The sequence below is a fragment of the Enterobacter sp. SLBN-59 genome, from assembly GCF_024807915.1.
Taxonomy (GTDB): domain Bacteria; phylum Pseudomonadota; class Gammaproteobacteria; order Enterobacterales; family Enterobacteriaceae; genus Enterobacter; species Enterobacter asburiae_B.
Genome location: NZ_JANUFI010000001.1, coordinates 4197976 through 4215283, shown reverse-complemented (window position 1 = coordinate 4215283; position 17308 = coordinate 4197976). Strand labels below are relative to the sequence as shown.

Below are 17308 nucleotides of genomic sequence, written 5' to 3'. Positions count from 1 at the left end.
GTATTCTTAATTTAATACGGGAATTTAAATCTTTCATATTATTAAAAAGAACACCAATAGATAAAATTTATTGGTGTTCTTTTATCAAGTCAGGCAATTAAAAAGTCACCCACTCACTCCCACTCAATCGTAGCCGGTGGCTTACCGCTGATGTCATATACGACTCGCGATATCCCATTGACTTCATTGATTATTCTGTTAGACACGCGGCCCAGGAAGTCATACGGCAGGTGCGCCCAGTGCGCGGTCATGAAGTCGATGGTTTCCACCGCACGCAGGGAAACAACCCAGTCGTACTTACGGCCATCGCCCATCACACCGACGGAGCGAACCGGCAGGAACACGGTGAAGGCCTGGCTCACTTTGTTGTACAGGTCAGCTTTGTGCAGCTCTTCGATGAAGATAGCGTCCGCGCGACGCAGCAGGTCGCAGTACTCTTTCTTCACTTCGCCCAGCACGCGCACGCCCAGACCCGGACCCGGGAACGGGTGACGGTAGAGCATGTCGTACGGCAGACCCAGTTCCAGACCGATCTTACGCACTTCGTCTTTGAACAGCTCGCGCAGCGGTTCAACCAGGCCCATCTTCATCTCTTTCGGCAGGCCGCCCACGTTGTGGTGAGATTTGATGACGTGTGCTTTACCGGTTGCGGAGGCCGCAGACTCGATCACGTCAGGGTAGATAGTGCCCTGCGCCAGCCACTTCACGTCTTCCAGCTTCAGCGCCTCTTCGTCGAATACTTCCACAAACACGCGGCCGATGATTTTACGTTTGGCTTCCGGATCGTTCTCGCCTTTCAGCGCATCCAGGAAGCGTTGCTCGCCTTCCACGTGAACGATGTTCAGACCGAAGTGGTCGCCGAACATGTCCATGACCTGCTGGGCTTCGTTCAGACGCAGCAGACCGTTGTCCACGAAGACGCAGGTCAGGTTTTTGCCGATGGCGCGGTGCAGCAGCATCGCGGTCACGGAGGAGTCCACGCCGCCGGAGAGGCCGAGGATCACTTTGTCATCGCCAACCTGCTGGCGGATACGCTCAACGGCGTCGTCGATGATTTTTGCCGGGGTCCACAGGGCTTCACACTGGCAGATGTCACGCACGAAGCGCTCCAGCATGCGCATACCCTGACGGGTGTGGGTCACTTCCGGGTGGAACTGCACGCCGTAGAAGCGTTTTTCTTCGTTCGCCATGATGGCAAACGGGCAGCTTTCTGTGCTGGCAACGGTCACGAAGTCAGACGGGATGGCGGTGACTTTGTCGCCGTGGCTCATCCACACGTCCAGCAGCGGTTTGCCGTCTGCGGTCAGGGAGTCTTCGATACCGCGCACCAGCGCGCTGTCGGTGACGACTTCTACCTGTGCGTAGCCAAACTCGCGCTCGTTAGAGCCTTCTACGTGGCCGCCCAGCTGCATTGCCATGGTCTGCATGCCGTAGCAAACGCCGAATACCGGCACGCCAGCTTCGAACACGTACTGCGGCGCGCGCGGGCTGTTCTCTTCGGTGGTACTTTCCGGGCCGCCGGACAGGATGATGCCGCTTGGATTGAATTCGCGAATCTGTGCTTCCGTGACATCCCACGCCCACAGCTCACAGTAAACGCCCAGTTCACGTACGCGACGCGCCACCAGCTGAGTGTACTGAGAACCGAAGTCCAGGATGAGAATGCGATGTTTATGAATGTTTTCCGTCATTGACGCTAATTCCGAGGCAAGTGAAACAAAAACAGAGCGCCCGGCAGAAGCCGGGCGCGGAAACTTATCAGGAGCCCAGACGGTAGTTCGGGGACTCTTTGGTGATCGTCACGTCGTGAACGTGGCTCTCCTGGATACCCGCACCGCTGATGCGTACGAATTCCGCTTTAGTACGCAGCAGGTCAATGGTACCACAGCCGGTCAGACCCATACAGGAGCGCAGGCCGCCCATCTGCTGGTGAATGATCTCTTTCAGACGGCCTTTATACGCTACGCGACCTTCGATACCTTCCGGCACCAGTTTGTCAGCGGCGTTATCGGTCTGGAAGTAACGGTCAGAGGAGCCTTTGGACATCGCGCCCAGGGAGCCCATACCGCGGTAAGATTTGTAAGAACGGCCCTGGTAGAGTTCGATTTCGCCCGGGGATTCTTCGGTACCGGCCAGCATGGAGCCTACCATTACGGCAGCTGCGCCCGCGGCGATCGCTTTGGCGATGTCGCCTGAGAAGCGGATACCGCCGTCAGCGATAACAGGAATACCGGTGCCTTCCAGCGCTTCAACCGCGTCAGACACGGCGGTGATCTGCGGAACGCCCACGCCGGTAACGATACGGGTAGTACAGATGGAGCCAGGGCCGATACCCACTTTCACCGCGCTGCAGCCAGCGTCAGCCAGCGCGCGAGCGCCTGCGCCAGTGGCCACGTTACCGCCGATGATCTGCAGATCAGGGTATTTGGCACGGGTGTCGCGAATACGTTGCAGAACGCCTTCGGAGTGGCCGTGCGAGGAGTCAATCAGCAGGACGTCAACGCCCGCAGCAACCAGCGCATCAACGCGCTCTTCGTTACCGGCGCCAGCGCCAACCGCAGCGCCGACGCGCAGACGGCCATGCTCGTCTTTACAGGCGTTAGGCTTACGTTCTGCTTTCTGGAAATCTTTAACGGTGATCATGCCGCGCAGGTGGAAGCTGCTGTCAACAACCAGCGCTTTTTCAACGCGTTTTTCGTGCATTTTTGCCAGCACCACGTCGCGGGTTTCACCTTCGCGAACGGTAACCAGACGCTCTTTTGGCGTCATGTAGACGCTGACAGGCTGGTTCAGGTCAGTCACGAAACGCACGTCACGACCGGTGATGATGCCAACCAGTTCGTTCTCTTCGGTCACCACCGGGTAACCGGCGAAACCGTTACGTTCGGTCAGGGCTTTCACTTCGTGCAGCGTGGTGGTTGGCAGAACGGTCTGTGGGTCAGACACGATGCCGGATTCATGTTTCTTCACACGGCGAACTTCTTCCGCCTGACGTTCGATAGACATGTTTTTGTGAATAAAGCCAATGCCACCTTCCTGTGCCAGGGCGATAGCCAGGCGCGCTTCAGTCACGGTGTCCATTGCCGCAGAGAGCATAGGAATGTTCAGGCGAATGGTTTTCGTCAACTGCGTGCTGAGATCGGCAGTATTCGGCAGAACAGTGGAGTGAGCGGGAACGAGGAGGACGTCGTCAAACGTCAGTGCTTCTTTAGCGATACGTAGCATGGGCAATATCTCTGACCTGGGTGGTTAAATATTGCCGTGGCATTATACAGAGCGTAACCGATTGCATCTACACTTTTTTATAAAAAAGCTTGCGATTGCCTCTCAGCAGGTTACTATCGACTGAATAACTTGCTGATTTAGAATTTGATCCCGCTCACATGTTATCCTCTCAATCCCCCTCAATTTATACCGTCAGCCGCCTGAATCAGACGGTGCGTTTGCTGCTTGAGCAGGAAATGGGGCAGGTCTGGATCAGCGGTGAGATCTCTAACTTCACGCAGCCGTCCTCCGGTCACTGGTACTTTACCTTAAAAGACGACACCGCCCAGGTGCGCTGCGCGATGTTCCGCAACAGCAACCGTCGCGTGACGTTTCGTCCTCAGCACGGCCAGCAGGTTCTGGTTCGCGCCAATATCACTCTGTATGAGCCGCGCGGCGATTATCAGATCATCGTCGAGAGCATGCAGCCTGCGGGCGAAGGCCTGCTGCAGCAGAAGTATGAACAGCTAAAAGCCCGGCTCTCTGCCGAGGGGCTGTTCGACCAGCAGTATAAAAAACCGCTGCCCTCCCCTGCCCACTGCGTTGGGGTGATCACCTCGAAAACCGGTGCGGCACTGCACGATATTTTGCACGTGCTGAAGCGTCGCGACCCTTCCCTGCCCGTCATCATCTACCCGACCGCCGTTCAGGGTGACGATGCGCCGGGCCAGATAGTTCGCGCCATTGAGCTGGCGAACGCCCGTCAGGAGTGCGACGTATTAATCGTCGGGCGCGGCGGCGGCTCGCTGGAAGACTTGTGGAGCTTTAACGACGAGCGCGTGGCGCGGGCAATCTTTGCAAGCCTTATCCCCGTGGTGAGCGCCGTCGGCCACGAAACTGACGTAACGATAGCCGATTTTGTCGCGGACCTGCGCGCGCCTACGCCGTCCGCGGCGGCGGAAGTGGTCAGCCGCAACCAGCTGGAGCTGCTGCGTCAGATTCAGAACGGCCAGCAGCGCCTTGAGATGGCGATGGACTACTTCCTTGCCAACCGTACCCGCCGCTTTACCCAGCTTCATCATCGTCTTCAGCAGCAGCACCCGCAGCTGCGTCTGGCGCGTCAGCAGACCGTGCTGGAGCGCCTGCGTCAGCGCATGAACGTTGCAGTGGACGCGCAGCTTAAGCGCGCGGTATCGCGCCAGCAGCGCGTGACGCAGCGCCTGAACCAGCAGAACCCGCAGCCGAAAATTTATCGCACGCAAACGCGGATCCAGCAGCTGGAGTATCGTCTGGCGGAGACAATCCGGGCGCGGCTGAGCGCCACCCGCGAGCGTTTTGGCAATGCGGTGACCCATCTTGAAGCGGTCAGCCCCCTCTCCACGCTGGCGCGCGGCTATAGCGTGACGACGGCGACGGACGGCAAAGTGCTGAAGCAGACCAAACAGGTGAATACCGGCGATGTGCTGACGACGCGTCTTTCAGACGGCTGGGTAGAAAGCGAAGTGAAATCAATTAAACCGGTGAAAAAGACGCGTCAGCGTAAAACCGGATAATTCCTCGCCGGTTACTTACTATACTGCTGCTATTCCCTTTTTTAATAAGGAGAGCAGCATGCCCCATCTTCATAGCGTTATTCCCCCTTATATTCTTCGTCGTATTATCGAAAGCGGTTCCGAGCCGCAGCAGCGCTGTGCCCGTCAGACCTTAACCCACGTCCAGACGCTGATGGCCCACATGCCCGGCAAACCCGCCGCGCCGCACGTGAATAAAGCCGGACAGCTGGAGCGCGATATTTACGACGCGAAGCATACCCAGGAGCTGCCGGGTACCCAGGTGCGTTACGAAGGCCAGCCATCGAACGGCGATGTGGCGGTGGATGAAGCCTACGATTATTTAGGTATTACCCATGATTTCTTCTGGAAAGAATATCAGCGCGATTCGCTCGATAATAAAGGGCTTATTTTGACCGGCACCGTTCACTATGGCCGGGAATATCAGAACGCCTTCTGGAACGGTCAGCAGATGGTATTTGGCGACGGCGACGGGGAAATATTTAACCGCTTTACCATCGCCATCGACGTGGTGGCGCACGAGCTGAGCCACGGCGTGACCGAGACCGAAGCCGGGCTTATCTATTTTGAACAGTCGGGCGCGCTGAACGAGTCTCTGTCGGACGTGTTTGGCTCGCTGGTTAAACAGTACCATCTGAAGCAAACCGCAGATAAGGCTGACTGGCTCATTGGTGAAGGGTTGCTGGCGAAAGGGATTAACGGCAAAGGGCTGCGCTCAATGTCTAAACCCGGCACCGCCTATGACGATCCCCTGCTCGGCAAAGACCCGCAGCCTGCGCACATGAAAGACTTCATTAAAACGCGCGAGGATAACGGCGGCGTGCACCTGAACTCCGGCATCCCCAACCGGGCATTTTATCTGGCCGCTACGGCGATCGGCGGCTACGCCTGGGAAAAAGCGGGTTATGCCTGGTACGACACGGTTTGCGATCGCAAACTGGCGCAGGATGCGGATTTTGAGGCCTTCGCAAAGCTGACGATCGCGCACGGAGAGAAACGCTCCGGCAGCGACGCTGGTGCGGCCATTAAACAAGCCTGGGAACAGGTGGGAGTGTTGTAAATGCAGGTTCCGGAACTGACGGATGACGCCGTGGTTGAGCTGGCCCGGGAAGGCGGCGTCGCTTTTATTCCCAAGCTGAGCGGACAGCGCACCATCGCGCTCTCCTCGCTCAATGAGGCCCAGCGCCAGCGCCTGGTGAGCATCCTGGAGCAGGCTTTTCCACGCGGTCAGCCGCCGGGGCAAGCCTCTTCACCCGGCAGCGGCGACCAGCGCTATTTCCGCATCCAGATTATCTGGACCGGGCAAAATCAGGCGCACTACGCCGATATCATCGTGCTGGTGCCCGAGCAGGAAGCCCCCGAGTCGCTGGTCGAGCTGTGGCAGAAAGGCGAAGGCTGCGTCTGCGATTAACCTTCGGCCCGAACAAACTCCACGCGTTTTTTAGAGATAAGACCGTGGCCGTTCTGGCAGAAATAGTCCACCGCACCGCAGGCTTTTAATACCTGGAGCGGCTGATGGCACTCCGGGCAGCGGGCTTCAAGCGCAATATCTTTATTACAGCTGTCGCAGTGCGCTACCCCGTTCTGGGACTCCAGCGGTGCCTGGCATTCCGGGCAGGTAATCGACATATTCTCTCCTGTTGGGTTTTACCGGGGCATAACGCCGCCCCGGCAAGACCGAGCTTTATGAGGCGTTAGCAGCCGGTTTAGTCTGCGCATTTTCCAGCATGCGGCGCACCGGAACAATAAGGACGATCAGTACCGCGGCACAAATCAGCAGCGCGATGGAGCAGCGAGCAAAGAGATCCGGCAGCATATCCAGCTGATCGGCCTTCACGTGACCGCCAATCAGGCCCGCCGCCAGGTTACCCAGCGCGCTGGCGCAGAACCACAGCCCCATCATCTGGCCGCGCATTCTTTCCGGCGCAAGCAGCGTCATGGTCGCCAGGCCAATCGGACTCAGGCACAGTTCGCCGAGCGTCAGCATCAGGATGCTGCCCACCAGCCAGAACGGCGACACGCCCGCTCCACCGCTGCTCAGCACGTTCTGTGCCGCCAGCATCATCAGGCCAAAGCCCGCCGCCGCGCACAAAATACCAATAACGAACTTGGTGATGCTGCTCGGGCGAATGTTTTTGCTCGCGAGCTTCGGCCATGCCCAGCTAAACACCGGAGCCAGCAGGATGATGAACAGGGCGTTGATTGACTGGAACCATACCGCCGGGATTTCAAAATCACCAATCATGCGGTTAGTGTAGTCGTTGGCAAACAGGTTGAACGAGGTTGGTTTCTGCTCAAACGCGGACCAGAAGAACGCCGCTGAAATCAGCAGAATAAAGCAGACCAACAGCCTGGCGCGCTCTTTACGGTTCAGCCCCGCAAAGACAAACAGATAAATAAAGTAGAGGGCTACGGACGCCGCAATCACGTAGACCAGCACGCTGGCTACCGCGACCGGGTTAATCACAATCACGCCCTGCGCAATCAGCGTCACGATCGTTGCCACGCCAGCCGCCAGCGCCAGCAGCCAAACGCCCACGCCGTTACGCTTCACCACCGGGCTGTTCCAGGTAGAGTCGAGGCCGACTTCGCCGTCATAGCGTTTCATTGCCGGAACGGCAAACACGCGGAAGATAATCAGCGCCACCAGCATCCCGATACCGCCTATACCAAAGCCCCAGTGCCAGCCGTGGGTTTTGATCAGCCAGCCGGAAATCAGCGGCGCGATAAACGAGCCCATGTTGATGCCCATATAGAACAGCGAGAAACCGCCGTCACGACGCGCGTCGCCTTTTTTATACAGGGTGCCGACCATCACCGAGATACAGGTTTTGAACAGCCCTGAGCCAAGCACGATGAACATCAGGCCGATAAAGAACAGGTTGTTTCCCATCACCGCAGAGAGCGCGATCGACAGGTGTCCGAGCGCAATCAGGATCGAACCGTACCAGACGGCTCTCTGCTGACCGAGCCAGTTATCCGCCAGCCAGCCGCCCGGCAGCGCGGCCAGGTACATGGTACCGGCAAAGATACCGACAATCGCCGAGGCGTTTTCACGCGCCAGGCCCATCCCACCGTCATAGACGGTGGCGGCCATAAACAGGATCAGTAACGGACGAATGCCGTAAAATGAGAAACGCTCCCACATCTCGGTGAAGAACAGGGAACCGAGCGGATACGGATGGCCGAAGAACGTTCGGCTCTCTTTTTGATTAACAGTGGATTGCATAATTCTCCCGAAAGGTATGTCGTCGTGCTTGTAAACACCAGCAGGTACGCCGGCCAGTTACGTATCTGGCCGATTTTTTACATGCGGCGAAAAGTTAGTTAACCATTTGATAACCAGGCGCTAGTTTTGTCTAGTACCGGACCCTGGACTTTAAGATGAAAATTCGACGATTGTCTACTTTCTTAGATTTAAACTTGGTTAAAAGTGAATAGTGATTGACTTCACACAGAGAAAACCGGCGGTATGATTGGACAAAAAAAAGCCCGCGATAAACGCGGGCTTTCGTGAAGCAGGTAAAGCTTATTTGCTTTTCTTAATGTGCTTAATCAAGCGCTTACGCTTACGCATCTGGTTTGGCGTCAGGGTGTTGCGCTTGTTGGCAAACGGGTTTTCCCCTTCCTTGAACTGGATACGGATAGGCGTGCCCATTACGTCCAGCGATTTACGGAAGTAGTTCATCAGATAGCGCTTGTAGGAATCCGGCAGGTCTTTCACCTGGTTGCCGTGAATTACTACGATTGGCGGGTTGTAACCACCGGCGTGGGCATATTTCAGCTTCACGCGACGGCCGCGCACCAGCGGCGGCTGATGGTCTTCAGCAGCCATATTCATGATGCGGGTCAGCATCGCGGTGCTCTGACGACGGGTGGAGCTGTCGTAAGCTTCACGCACGGATTCGAACAGGTTACCCACCCCGCTGCCGTGCAGCGCCGAGATAAAGTGCACGCGGGCGAAGTCGATAAAGCCCAGACGGAAGTCGAGAGTCTCTTTCACCTGCTCGCGCACTTCATTGCTCAGGCCATCCCACTTGTTGACCACGATAACCAGTGAGCGCCCACTATTGAGGATAAAGCCGAGCAGAGAGAGATCCTGATCGGAGATACCTTCGCGTGCGTCGATGACCAGCAGCACTACGTTGGCATCTTCGATCGCCTGCAGGGTTTTGATAACGGAGAATTTTTCCACCACATCGGTGATTTTCCCGCGCTTACGCACCCCGGCGGTGTCGATGAGGACATACTCACGCTCATCGCGCTGCATAGGAATGTAGATACTGTCACGGGTGGTGCCCGGCATGTCGTAAACGACCACGCGCTCTTCACCCAGAATACGGTTAGTGAGCGTAGACTTACCTACGTTTGGACGACCCACGATGGCCAGCTTGATCGGCAGATCCTGCGGGTTGAAGTCGTCTTCAGGCTCTTCTTCGCCCTCTTCTCCGTCTTCGAACTGCGCCCAGTATTCAGCGTCTTCGTCCACTTCTTCCGGCGGGTTTACTTCGTCAACCCACGGCAGCAGAACGGTTTCCAGCAGGCTGGTGACGCCACGGCCATGCGATGCCGCAATCGGGTAGATTTCACCCAGGCCCAGAGACCAGAAATCCGCGACGGCCTGATCGGCATCGATACCGTCAGTTTTGTTCGCCACCAGGAAGGTCGGCTTTTCGCGTGAACGCAGGTGTTTGGCAATAGCGGAGTCCGCCGGCATCAGGCCAGCGCGTGCATCCACCATAAACAGCACCACATCCGCCTCTTCAATCGCCAGCAGCGACTGTTCCGCCATGCGGGTTTCAACGCCGTCTTCCGTGCCGTCAATACCACCGGTATCAATACAGATGAACTCGCGTCCTTCCACCTCTGCACGACCGTACTTACGGTCACGCGTCAGCCCCGGGAAATCCGCAACCAGCGCATCACGGGTGCGTGTTAAACGGTTAAAAAGAGTGGATTTTCCAACGTTAGGGCGCCCGACAAGCGCGACCACAGGTACCATGTTTGAAGCCTCATAAAATTCAAAATAACGTCGCTTTCGCGGCGTTTTTAAAAATGTCAAAACGGCTCCTGAGTGAACAGGAGCCGTTTAGTATACTACAACCGCCGGGTAATTAACGCGTGATCGCGTACAGCGTGCCGTCTTTTGCCTGAATCAGCAGTTTGCCGTCGGCCACAACCGGATCGGTCAGGAAACCAGAACTGTCGACTTTTTGCTGTGCAACAAAGCGGCCGTTATCCGGATCGATCCAGTGCATATACCCTTCGCTATCGCCAACCACCAGGCTACCGTTGTACAGCGCAGGCGAGGTCAGCAGGCGGTGCAGCAGATCGCTTTGCGTCCACAGCGTCACGCCGCCTTCGGTGCTCAGCGCCAGCAGACGGTCGTTCTGATCGACCATATAGATGCGGTTACCCTCAACGATGAAATCGTTCACAGAGCCCAGCTCACGTTTCCACATGATCTGGCCGCTGCGCAGATCCAGCGCGGTCAGGTTGCCGTTATAGGCCAGCGCGTAAACCACACCGTTAACGATGACCGGCGTTGTGTCTACGTCGCTCAGACGGTCAATTTCCGTTGAGCCAGTAGCCTGAGAGATACGCTGCTGCCAGATCATCTGACCCTGCTGCATCAGCACGGCGCTCACGCGACCGTTGTCACCGCCCACAATGGCAGCACCAAATGCGGTAGCCGGTGCTGATTCGCCGCGCAGAGAGAGCGCAGGCATATCCAGGTTAACGGTCCATTTCACCAGACCGTCAGCTTCGTTCAGCGCCTGCAGCTGGCCGTTGCTGGTATGAATCAGCACCAGGCCGTCGCTCACCACCGGGCGAGACAGGGATTCACCCGCTACGGTTGTTTGCCAGGCAATAGAGCCGTCGCTGCTGTTCAGCGCATAAACCTGCGCTTTTTCGCTGCCCACGTAAACATGGCCACCGGCAACGGTCAGACCGCCAGAGAGCAGTGCAGGTTTACGGGAGAACCAGCCGTCTTTTTCCGCCAGGTTAACGGACCATACTTCCTTCCCGTCATCGGCGTTCACCGCTTTCACGGTACCTTTGCGGTCAGCGGCATAGACAACGCTGTCTGCATACGCAGGATGAAGGTTGGAATAGAAATCACCAATCCCATTGCCCACGGAGACATCCCACGCGGTGGATGGGGTAAACTGGTTTTCAACCGTCGGCAGTGGGGACATTTTCACAACGTCTTCTTCGCCACTGAACAGTGAACAACCACTCAATAACGTAACAGAAAGCAGTCCTGGCAGAAGTAATTTACGCAATTGCATCGGGTCCCTCTCAGACGGACAAATTATTTATTTTCATCTGCATCATTTCGCTCAGCGCAGGTGAAGCATTGCTCTCTACGCCAGCTTGCCACGCTTTACGCGCGCCCGCTTTGTCACCTTTGCTCAGCAGTGCTTCACCGCGCAGATCGGCAACGATGGCAGCAAAACCTTCGCCTTTGATGGTATCGAGCGTTTTCAGCGCATCGTCAGCTTTTTTCTGCTGAACCTGAATACGTGCCAGGCGCAGATTGATCACCGCTTTCAGGTTCTCATCGCTGGCCGCAGCAAGGCTCTGCGAGAGCAGTGCAGCGGCTTTATCCAGTTCGTTCTTATCAACGTACTGCTGAGCCACTTCCAGCGCAGCCAGTGCACCGTAGGTGTTTTTGTTGTCAGCCGCAAATTTTTCTGCCGCAGTCAGCGTTTGCGGCTGATCGGCACGAATTGCGCTCACGGTATTTTCATAGGACAGAGACGCGCCGCGCGCGGAATCTGCCTGATGATTGTTCCAGTAACGCCAGCCCACCAGCGCACCGACACCTAAAATAACCCCAACAACCAGCGCTTTGCCGTTTTCAACAAAGAAGCGCTTAATCGCGTCGACCTGATCGTGTTCGTTCTCGTAAATTTCCACGCAGTCCTTCTCCTTAGCCCAATAGAGTGCGCAAGTGCGCCGCAACGCCGTCCTGCGTTACCGTTGTCTGCTCACCAGAGCGCAGGTCCTTCACCACCACTTCGCCGTTAGCCACTTCGGACTCACCCAGCACCAGTGCAATACTTGCGCCCCACTTATCGGCACGAGCAAACTGTTTTTTAAAGTTGCCGCCGCCATGGTTGGTCATCAGCTTAACGCCCGGCAGCGCATCGCGCACGCGTTCGGCAAGCTGCATCGCCGCAGACTGCGTTTCCGCGCCTGAAGCCACCAGGTATATATCGACAACGGAATCTGCTTTAAATTCCGGATTAACTGCCTGAACCAGCAAAACAAGTCGCTCAAGGCCCATCGCGAAGCCAACAGCAGGGGCTGCGCGACCGCCAAGCTGCTCAACCAGACCGTCATAACGGCCGCCCGCACATACGGTGCCCTGAGAACCGAGGCTGGTGGTCACCCACTCAAACACGGTACGGTTGTAGTAGTCCAGACCGCGAACCAGGCGCTGATTCACGGTATAGGCGATACCTGCCGCTTCAAGCAGCTTGCACAGGCCCGCGAAGTGTTCGCGAGATTCTTCATCCAGGTAGTCACCCAGCGCAGGCGCATCGTTCAGCAGTGCCTGAACATCCGCGTTTTTGGAATCCAGAACGCGCAGCGGGTTACTGTACATGCGACGTTTGCAGTCTTCGTCCAGCTTCTCTTTATGCTGTTCCAGGAACGCCACCAGCGCATCGCGGTAGTTAGCGCGTGCTTCCAGAGAACCGATAGAGTTCAGCTCAAGGGAAACGTGATCGGCGATACCGAGGGCGCGCCACCAGCGGGCGGTCAGCATAATCAGTTCAGCGTCGATGTCCGGGCCCTGCAGGCCAAAGACTTCCACCCCCAGCTGATTGAACTGGCGATAACGACCTTTCTGAGGACGTTCGTGGCGGAACATCGGGCCGATATACCACAGGCGCTGCTCCTGATTGTACAGAAGACCATGTTCGATGCCGGCGCGTACGCAGCCCGCCGTACCTTCCGGACGCAGGGTCAGGCTGTCGCCGTTGCGGTCCTCAAAGGTGTACATCTCTTTTTCAACCACGTCGGTGACTTCACCGATCGCGCGTTTGAATAACGGGGTCTGCTCTACAATCGGCAAACGGATTTCGCTGTAACCGTAGCTGCCGAGCACCTGCTTCAGTGTGCCTTCAATGCGCTGCCAGATGGCGGTTTCGCCAGGCAGATAATCGTTCATGCCGCGGATGGCTTGAATGTTTTTTGCCACGTTTATTCTCTTTCTATATACAAAAAAAACCCAAAGAATGGGTTCAATCATACATGGGAAGCGGCACGCTTCCCATCACGTTATTTTTCAACCTGCTGAACGCTGATACGCTGTGTTTCGTCCATCATGGCGGCTTTGGCGCGGATGCGGGCTTCAAGCTGGTCGATCATGTCGCTATTATCCAGACGATCTTTACGAACGCCATCTTCATAGAGACCACTTTTCTTGTTACCGCCGGTTACGCCCAGGGTTGACACCAGTGCTTCACCCGGACCGTTTACCACGCAGCCGATGATGGAGACGTCCATCGGGGTGATAATGTCTTCCAGACGCTGCTCCAGGGCATTCACCGTCCCGATCACATCAAACTCCTGACGCGAGCAGGTTGGGCAGGCAATGAAGTTGATCCCACGCGCGCGAATGCGCAGTGACTTCAGGATATCGAAACCGACTTTGATCTCTTCGACCGGATCGGCCGCCAGCGAGACGCGCAGGGTGTCACCGATGCCTTCAGAGAGCAGCAGCCCCAGACCGATCGCAGATTTTACAGAGCCGCTGCGCAGGCCGCCCGCTTCGGTGATCCCGAGGTGCAAAGGCTGGTCGATCTGTTTTGCCAGCAGACGATAAGACTCCACCGCCAGGAACACGTCGGACGCTTTTACGCTGACTTTGAACTGATCGAAGTTAAGACGATCGAGATGATCGACATGACGCATCGCGGATTCGAGCAGCGCCTGTGGCGTCGGCTCGCCGTATTTTTCCTGCAGGTCTTTTTCCAGGGAACCGGCGTTAACGCCGATACGGATAGGAATATTTTTATCGCGGGCGCAGTCCACTACCATGCGGATACGCTCTTCGTTACCGATGTTGCCCGGGTTAATGCGCAGGCAATCGACGCCGTATTCGGCCACTTTCAGTGCGATGCGGTAGTCGAAGTGGATATCAGCCACCAGCGGAACGCTGACCTGCTGTTTGATCAGTTTGAACGCCTCAGCGGCATCCATGGTCGGCACGGAAACGCGAACAATGTCCGCGCCTACACGTTCTAATGCTTTGATTTGATTGACCGTCGCTTCTACATCGGTAGTGCGCGTGTTGGTCATCGACTGAACGGCGATAGGTGCCCCATCGCCGATTGGCACATTCCCAACGTAAATCCGTTTCGATTTTCTACGTTGAATCGGAGCCTGGTTATGCATGAAAAATCTCCCGCGTTGCCCGTCTGTTACTGTGCTGCTGATTGTTCGGCATTAACGGTAAGACGTGCAACCTGGTTAGTTCTGATAAAGCGGCTCAGGTCGACAGGTTTTCCTTGATACTGGATCTGTACCGCTGCCGGAGCGCCGATTTTAAGTTTATAGGGAGCCTGGCCGGTTAGGTTTAACGTGCCATCTTTACGCTGCAGGCCGCTGAACAGTTTTTTACCTGTCGCGTCAGTCACTTCCAGCCAGCAGTCGGCGCTGAAGTTCATCACCAGCGCGTTGGGATCGGCTGCTGTTGCCGTACCCGCCGGGTTGGTTGGCAGAGACGCTGCGCTATTGTCTGCAGGCTGAGTAGCCGCAGGCACGTTCGCTGCAGTATCAACATTCGCCTGAGAAGGGGCAACAACCGCGTTTTGATCCTGAGCCTGCGGCGCAGCGGTGTTAGCCGTTGCTGACGGAGCCTGTGCTGCATCGGTCGCCGACGCGTCTGGCGCTGCGGTCTGTGGCTCGCTTGAGGACGCTGCACCGTCGTTATTCAGCGGCACGTTCTGGGCATTCTCACTTCCGGCCTGGTTGAGTTCAGCAGAGGATTGATCGGCCATGGTGGTGATCTCTTCCTGCTGGGCTTTGTGGTTTTGCCACCACCATGCGCCCGTCAGGCCAATCACCACAAACAGCACCAGCCAGGTAAAGCTCATCAGCCAGCCATCGCGTTTTTTACGACGTTTCCCCAGGGAGAAGGTCTGCATCGGCGCAACTTTTGCTGCACGGACCGGTGCCTGCTTCTCCATCATTGGCAGTAATTCATTTTCGGGGATATGGACCAGTTTTGCGTAAGAGCGGATATAACCGCGCAAGAACGTTGAAGCCAGATCGGCAGGTGCCTTATCTTCTTCAATATCGCGAACCGTGGAAACCTTCAGGCACAAGCGTTCCGCAACGGCTTGCTGGCTGAGTCCGAGTTGTTCACGGGCGTTGCGAAGACGAACGCCAGTGGAGAGTGCTTCATGTTGGTCGTGAGTGGCTTCAGTATTCATTCGCTACAACTACTGGTACGTGAAAAATAAGGGTTCAGGTGCCGGTGAGTCACAATGCCACCCGCACCGCGAAACTTCTGGTCAGTTAACCTTGAACAGAGAGTATAAGACTGTCAGCCCGGAGATGACAGTACAGCCCTGCCCGTACGGCTAAACTGTTGTTACGTCGTTACATACTGCCCGAAAGTCGGATGAAACGCACCGTAATTATTGTTCAGTCATCACGAATCTGACTGATTATTCAGTAAGACCAGGCTTCACGGCGCAGATAATGCGCCGTGAGTGCATAATAATCAAACAGCTTTAACCGCGATCGTCTCGCCCTGCATGCGTTTACGCAGGGTACGTTTGGTACGGTCAATAACATCACCTGCCAGCTGTCCGCATGCTGCATCAATGTCATCACCACGGGTTTTACGCACGATGGTGGTGAAACCATACTCCATCAGCACCTTGGAAAAACGGTCGATACGGCTGTTCGAGCTACGGCCATACGGCGCGCCCGGGAACGGGTTCCATGGGATCAGGTTGATTTTGCATGGCGTATCTTTCAGCAGTTCAGCAAGCTGATGCGCATGTTCGGTACCGTCGTTAACGTGGTCAAGCATCACGTACTCGATGGTGACGCGGCCCTGGTTGGCGTTGGATTTCTCCAGATAGCGACGCACCGCAGCGAGGAAGGTTTCGATATTGTACTTTTTGTTGATCGGCACAATTTCGTCACGAATTTCGTCGTTTGGTGCATGCAGGGAGATCGCCAGCGCAACGTCAATCATATCGCCCAGCTTGTCCAGCGCAGGCACAACGCCAGAGGTAGACAGCGTGACGCGACGCTTGGACAGACCAAAACCGAAGTCATCCAGCATGATTTCCATCGCCGGAACGACGTTGGTCAGGTTCAGCAGCGGCTCACCCATCCCCATCATCACCACGTTGGTGATAGGACGCGTACCGGTTACTTTTGCCGCACCGACGATTTTCGCGGCACGCCAGACCTGGCCGATAATTTCTGACACCCGCAGATTACGGTTAAAGCCTTGCTGCGCGGTTGAGCAGAATTTGCACTCCAGCGCACAGCCTACCTGAGAGGAGACACACAGCGTGGCGCGGTCTTCTTCCGGGATGTAGACGGTCTCAACGCGCTGATCGCCTACCGCAATCGCCCATTTGATGGTGCCATCCGCTGAGCGCTGCTCTTCCACCACTTCCGGCGCGCGGATTTCAGCCACTTCCTTGAGCTTGTTGCGCAGGACCTTGTTGATGTCAGTCATGTCATCAAAATTGTCGCTGCAGTAATGGTACATCCACTTCATGACCTGATCGGCACGAAACGGCTTTTCGCCCATCTCTTTAAAGAACTCGCGCATCTGCTGACGGTTCAGATCCAGCAGGTTGATTTTTCCATTTTTATTGGGAACCGCAGGAATGGCGACTTCGGAGGTATTAACTAATTCAGACATAATATTTTCCGGCCTCGTTGTTACACGTTATGGCCCATGGAGGGTTGAATAGAAACGCCCCGGAAAGCAGTCTGCTCGTCCGGGGCGTTGCATTGTACAAAGTCTGGCGCAGGGATGCCACGTCTGGACGCGGCATTTACGAAAATAATGTGTAAACGAAACCGTTAAATTAACGGGTGCGTGGACACACTTCGCCTTCTGCGAAGAAGAAAGCGATTTCGCGTGCAGCAGATTCAACAGAGTCAGAACCGTGGGTACCGTTCTCGGTGAAGCTGTCCGCATAGTCAGCGCGCAGAGTACCTGCCAGCGCGTTGTCCGGGTTGGTTGCGCCCAGCAGGTCACGGTGACGCTGTACTGCGTTTTCGCCTTCCAGCACGGATACCACGATTGGACCGGAGGTCATGAACTCAACCAGGCCGTCAAAGAATGGGCGACCTTCGTGCTCAGCGTAGAAACCGCGAGCCTGCTCAACGGTCAGGTGCAGCATTTTGGTGCCAACAATTTTGAACCCTGCAGATTCAAAGCGAGCGAAGATGCTGCCAATAACGTTTTTTGCCACCGCGTTTGGTTTGATGATGGAAAAAGTACGTTCAATAGCCATGATAACCTCTGTCAATGTTCT

The 17308-nt window shown here is 56.1% G+C and carries 15 protein-coding genes; 3 read left to right on the top strand and 12 right to left on the bottom strand.

Going from position 1 to position 17308, the window contains the following annotated elements; translation table 11 throughout:
* Positions 1–113: 113 nt before the first annotated feature.
* Together guaA and guaB are read right to left on the bottom strand one after the other, a co-directional pair.
* Positions 114–1691 carry a glutamine-hydrolyzing GMP synthase gene (gene guaA, locus M2422_RS20120; protein WP_006811514.1) on the bottom strand — a complete coding sequence of 526 codons (1578 nt, stop codon included), beginning with the start codon at positions 1689–1691 and terminating at the stop codon, positions 114–116.
* A gap of 67 nt (positions 1692–1758) precedes the next feature.
* Positions 1759–3225 carry an IMP dehydrogenase gene (guaB, locus tag M2422_RS20115; protein WP_023333022.1) on the bottom strand — a complete coding sequence of 489 codons (1467 nt, stop codon included), beginning with the start codon at positions 3223–3225 and terminating at the stop codon, positions 1759–1761.
* Between the two features lie 158 nt (positions 3226–3383).
* On the opposite strand from guaB, the gene xseA reads away from it, so the two are divergent.
* The 3 genes from xseA to M2422_RS20100 are packed head-to-tail and all read left to right on the top strand — an operon-like array spanning position 3384 to position 6186.
* Positions 3384–4757 (top strand): exodeoxyribonuclease VII large subunit, encoded by a 1374-nt coding sequence (gene xseA / locus M2422_RS20110; RefSeq protein WP_064673758.1) that lies wholly within the window; start codon positions 3384–3386, stop codon positions 4755–4757.
* A gap of 58 nt (positions 4758–4815) precedes the next feature.
* Positions 4816–5835 (top strand): M4 family metallopeptidase, encoded by a 1020-nt coding sequence (locus tag M2422_RS20105; RefSeq protein ID WP_048978850.1) that lies wholly within the window; start codon positions 4816–4818, stop codon positions 5833–5835.
* Positions 5836–6186 carry a protealysin inhibitor emfourin gene (locus M2422_RS20100; protein WP_006811517.1) on the top strand — a complete coding sequence of 117 codons (351 nt, stop codon included), beginning with the start codon at positions 5836–5838 and terminating at the stop codon, positions 6184–6186.
* Here the strand turns inward: M2422_RS20100 and M2422_RS20095 are convergent.
* The 10 genes from M2422_RS20095 to ndk form a co-directional block, all read right to left on the bottom strand.
* Entirely contained in the window at positions 6183–6404 is a 222-nt protein-coding gene (locus M2422_RS20095) for a zinc ribbon domain-containing protein (protein WP_064673759.1), read from the bottom strand. The two genes, M2422_RS20100 and M2422_RS20095, sit on opposite strands and share 4 nt — an antisense overlap.
* 55 nt (positions 6405–6459) lie before the next feature.
* A complete protein-coding gene (locus M2422_RS20090; protein ID WP_029741661.1) occupies positions 6460–8004 on the bottom strand; it encodes a peptide MFS transporter in 1545 nt (514 codons plus the stop codon).
* Between the two features lie 300 nt (positions 8005–8304).
* Positions 8305–9777, bottom strand: a complete 1473-nt coding sequence (gene der / locus M2422_RS20085) for a ribosome biogenesis GTPase Der (protein WP_023308811.1) — start codon at positions 9775–9777, stop codon at positions 8305–8307.
* 112 nt (positions 9778–9889) lie between these two features.
* Positions 9890–11068 carry an outer membrane protein assembly factor BamB gene (gene bamB / locus M2422_RS20080; RefSeq protein ID WP_039263735.1) on the bottom strand — a complete coding sequence of 393 codons (1179 nt, stop codon included), beginning with the start codon at positions 11066–11068 and terminating at the stop codon, positions 9890–9892.
* Positions 11069–11078: 10 nt separating this feature from the next.
* On the bottom strand, positions 11079–11699 hold the full coding sequence (locus tag M2422_RS20075) for a YfgM family protein (protein ID WP_064673760.1): 621 nt from the start codon (positions 11697–11699) through the stop codon (positions 11079–11081).
* 13 nt (positions 11700–11712) lie between these two features.
* Positions 11713–12987 (bottom strand): histidine--tRNA ligase, encoded by a 1275-nt coding sequence (gene hisS / locus M2422_RS20070; RefSeq protein WP_032622984.1) that lies wholly within the window; start codon positions 12985–12987, stop codon positions 11713–11715.
* An 80-nt stretch (positions 12988–13067) separates the two neighbouring features.
* Positions 13068–14186 (bottom strand): flavodoxin-dependent (E)-4-hydroxy-3-methylbut-2-enyl-diphosphate synthase, encoded by a 1119-nt coding sequence (gene ispG, locus M2422_RS20065; protein WP_023308814.1) that lies wholly within the window; start codon positions 14184–14186, stop codon positions 13068–13070.
* 26 nt (positions 14187–14212) lie between these two features.
* Positions 14213–15226: a cytoskeleton protein RodZ gene (gene rodZ, locus M2422_RS20060; protein ID WP_033146213.1), complete on the bottom strand. Its 1014-nt coding sequence runs from the start codon at positions 15224–15226 to the stop codon at positions 14213–14215.
* Positions 15227–15519: 293 nt separating this feature from the next.
* Positions 15520–16686 carry a bifunctional tRNA (adenosine(37)-C2)-methyltransferase TrmG/ribosomal RNA large subunit methyltransferase RlmN gene (locus M2422_RS20055; protein WP_014171168.1) on the bottom strand — a complete coding sequence of 389 codons (1167 nt, stop codon included), beginning with the start codon at positions 16684–16686 and terminating at the stop codon, positions 15520–15522.
* Positions 16687–16855: 169 nt separating this feature from the next.
* Positions 16856–17287: a nucleoside-diphosphate kinase gene (gene ndk, locus M2422_RS20050; RefSeq protein ID WP_003860625.1), complete on the bottom strand. Its 432-nt coding sequence runs from the start codon at positions 17285–17287 to the stop codon at positions 16856–16858.
* Positions 17288–17308 lie beyond the last annotated feature (21 nt).

What these genes read in the sequence shown, in the direction of transcription:
- guaA (WP_006811514.1), bottom strand. Translation starts at nt 1,691, where the DNA reads ATGACGGAAAACATTCATAAACATCGCATTCTCATCCTGGACTTCGGT.
- guaB (WP_023333022.1), bottom strand. Translation starts at nt 3,225, where the DNA reads ATGCTACGTATCGCTAAAGAAGCACTGACGTTTGACGACGTCCTCCTC.
- xseA (WP_064673758.1), top strand. Translation starts at nt 3,384, where the DNA reads ATGTTATCCTCTCAATCCCCCTCAATTTATACCGTCAGCCGCCTGAAT.
- M2422_RS20105 (WP_048978850.1), top strand. Translation starts at nt 4,816, where the DNA reads ATGCCCCATCTTCATAGCGTTATTCCCCCTTATATTCTTCGTCGTATT.
- M2422_RS20100 (WP_006811517.1), top strand. Translation starts at nt 5,836, where the DNA reads ATGCAGGTTCCGGAACTGACGGATGACGCCGTGGTTGAGCTGGCCCGG.
- M2422_RS20095 (WP_064673759.1), bottom strand. Translation starts at nt 6,404, where the DNA reads ATGTCGATTACCTGCCCGGAATGCCAGGCACCGCTGGAGTCCCAGAAC.
- M2422_RS20090 (WP_029741661.1), bottom strand. Translation starts at nt 8,004, where the DNA reads ATGCAATCCACTGTTAATCAAAAAGAGAGCCGAACGTTCTTCGGCCAT.
- der (WP_023308811.1), bottom strand. Translation starts at nt 9,777, where the DNA reads ATGGTACCTGTGGTCGCGCTTGTCGGGCGCCCTAACGTTGGAAAATCC.
- bamB (WP_039263735.1), bottom strand. Translation starts at nt 11,068, where the DNA reads ATGCAATTGCGTAAATTACTTCTGCCAGGACTGCTTTCTGTTACGTTA.
- ispG (WP_023308814.1), bottom strand. Translation starts at nt 14,186, where the DNA reads ATGCATAACCAGGCTCCGATTCAACGTAGAAAATCGAAACGGATTTAC.
- rodZ (WP_033146213.1), bottom strand. Translation starts at nt 15,226, where the DNA reads ATGAATACTGAAGCCACTCACGACCAACATGAAGCACTCTCCACTGGC.
- M2422_RS20055 (WP_014171168.1), bottom strand. Translation starts at nt 16,686, where the DNA reads ATGTCTGAATTAGTTAATACCTCCGAAGTCGCCATTCCTGCGGTTCCC.
- ndk (WP_003860625.1), bottom strand. Translation starts at nt 17,287, where the DNA reads ATGGCTATTGAACGTACTTTTTCCATCATCAAACCAAACGCGGTGGCA.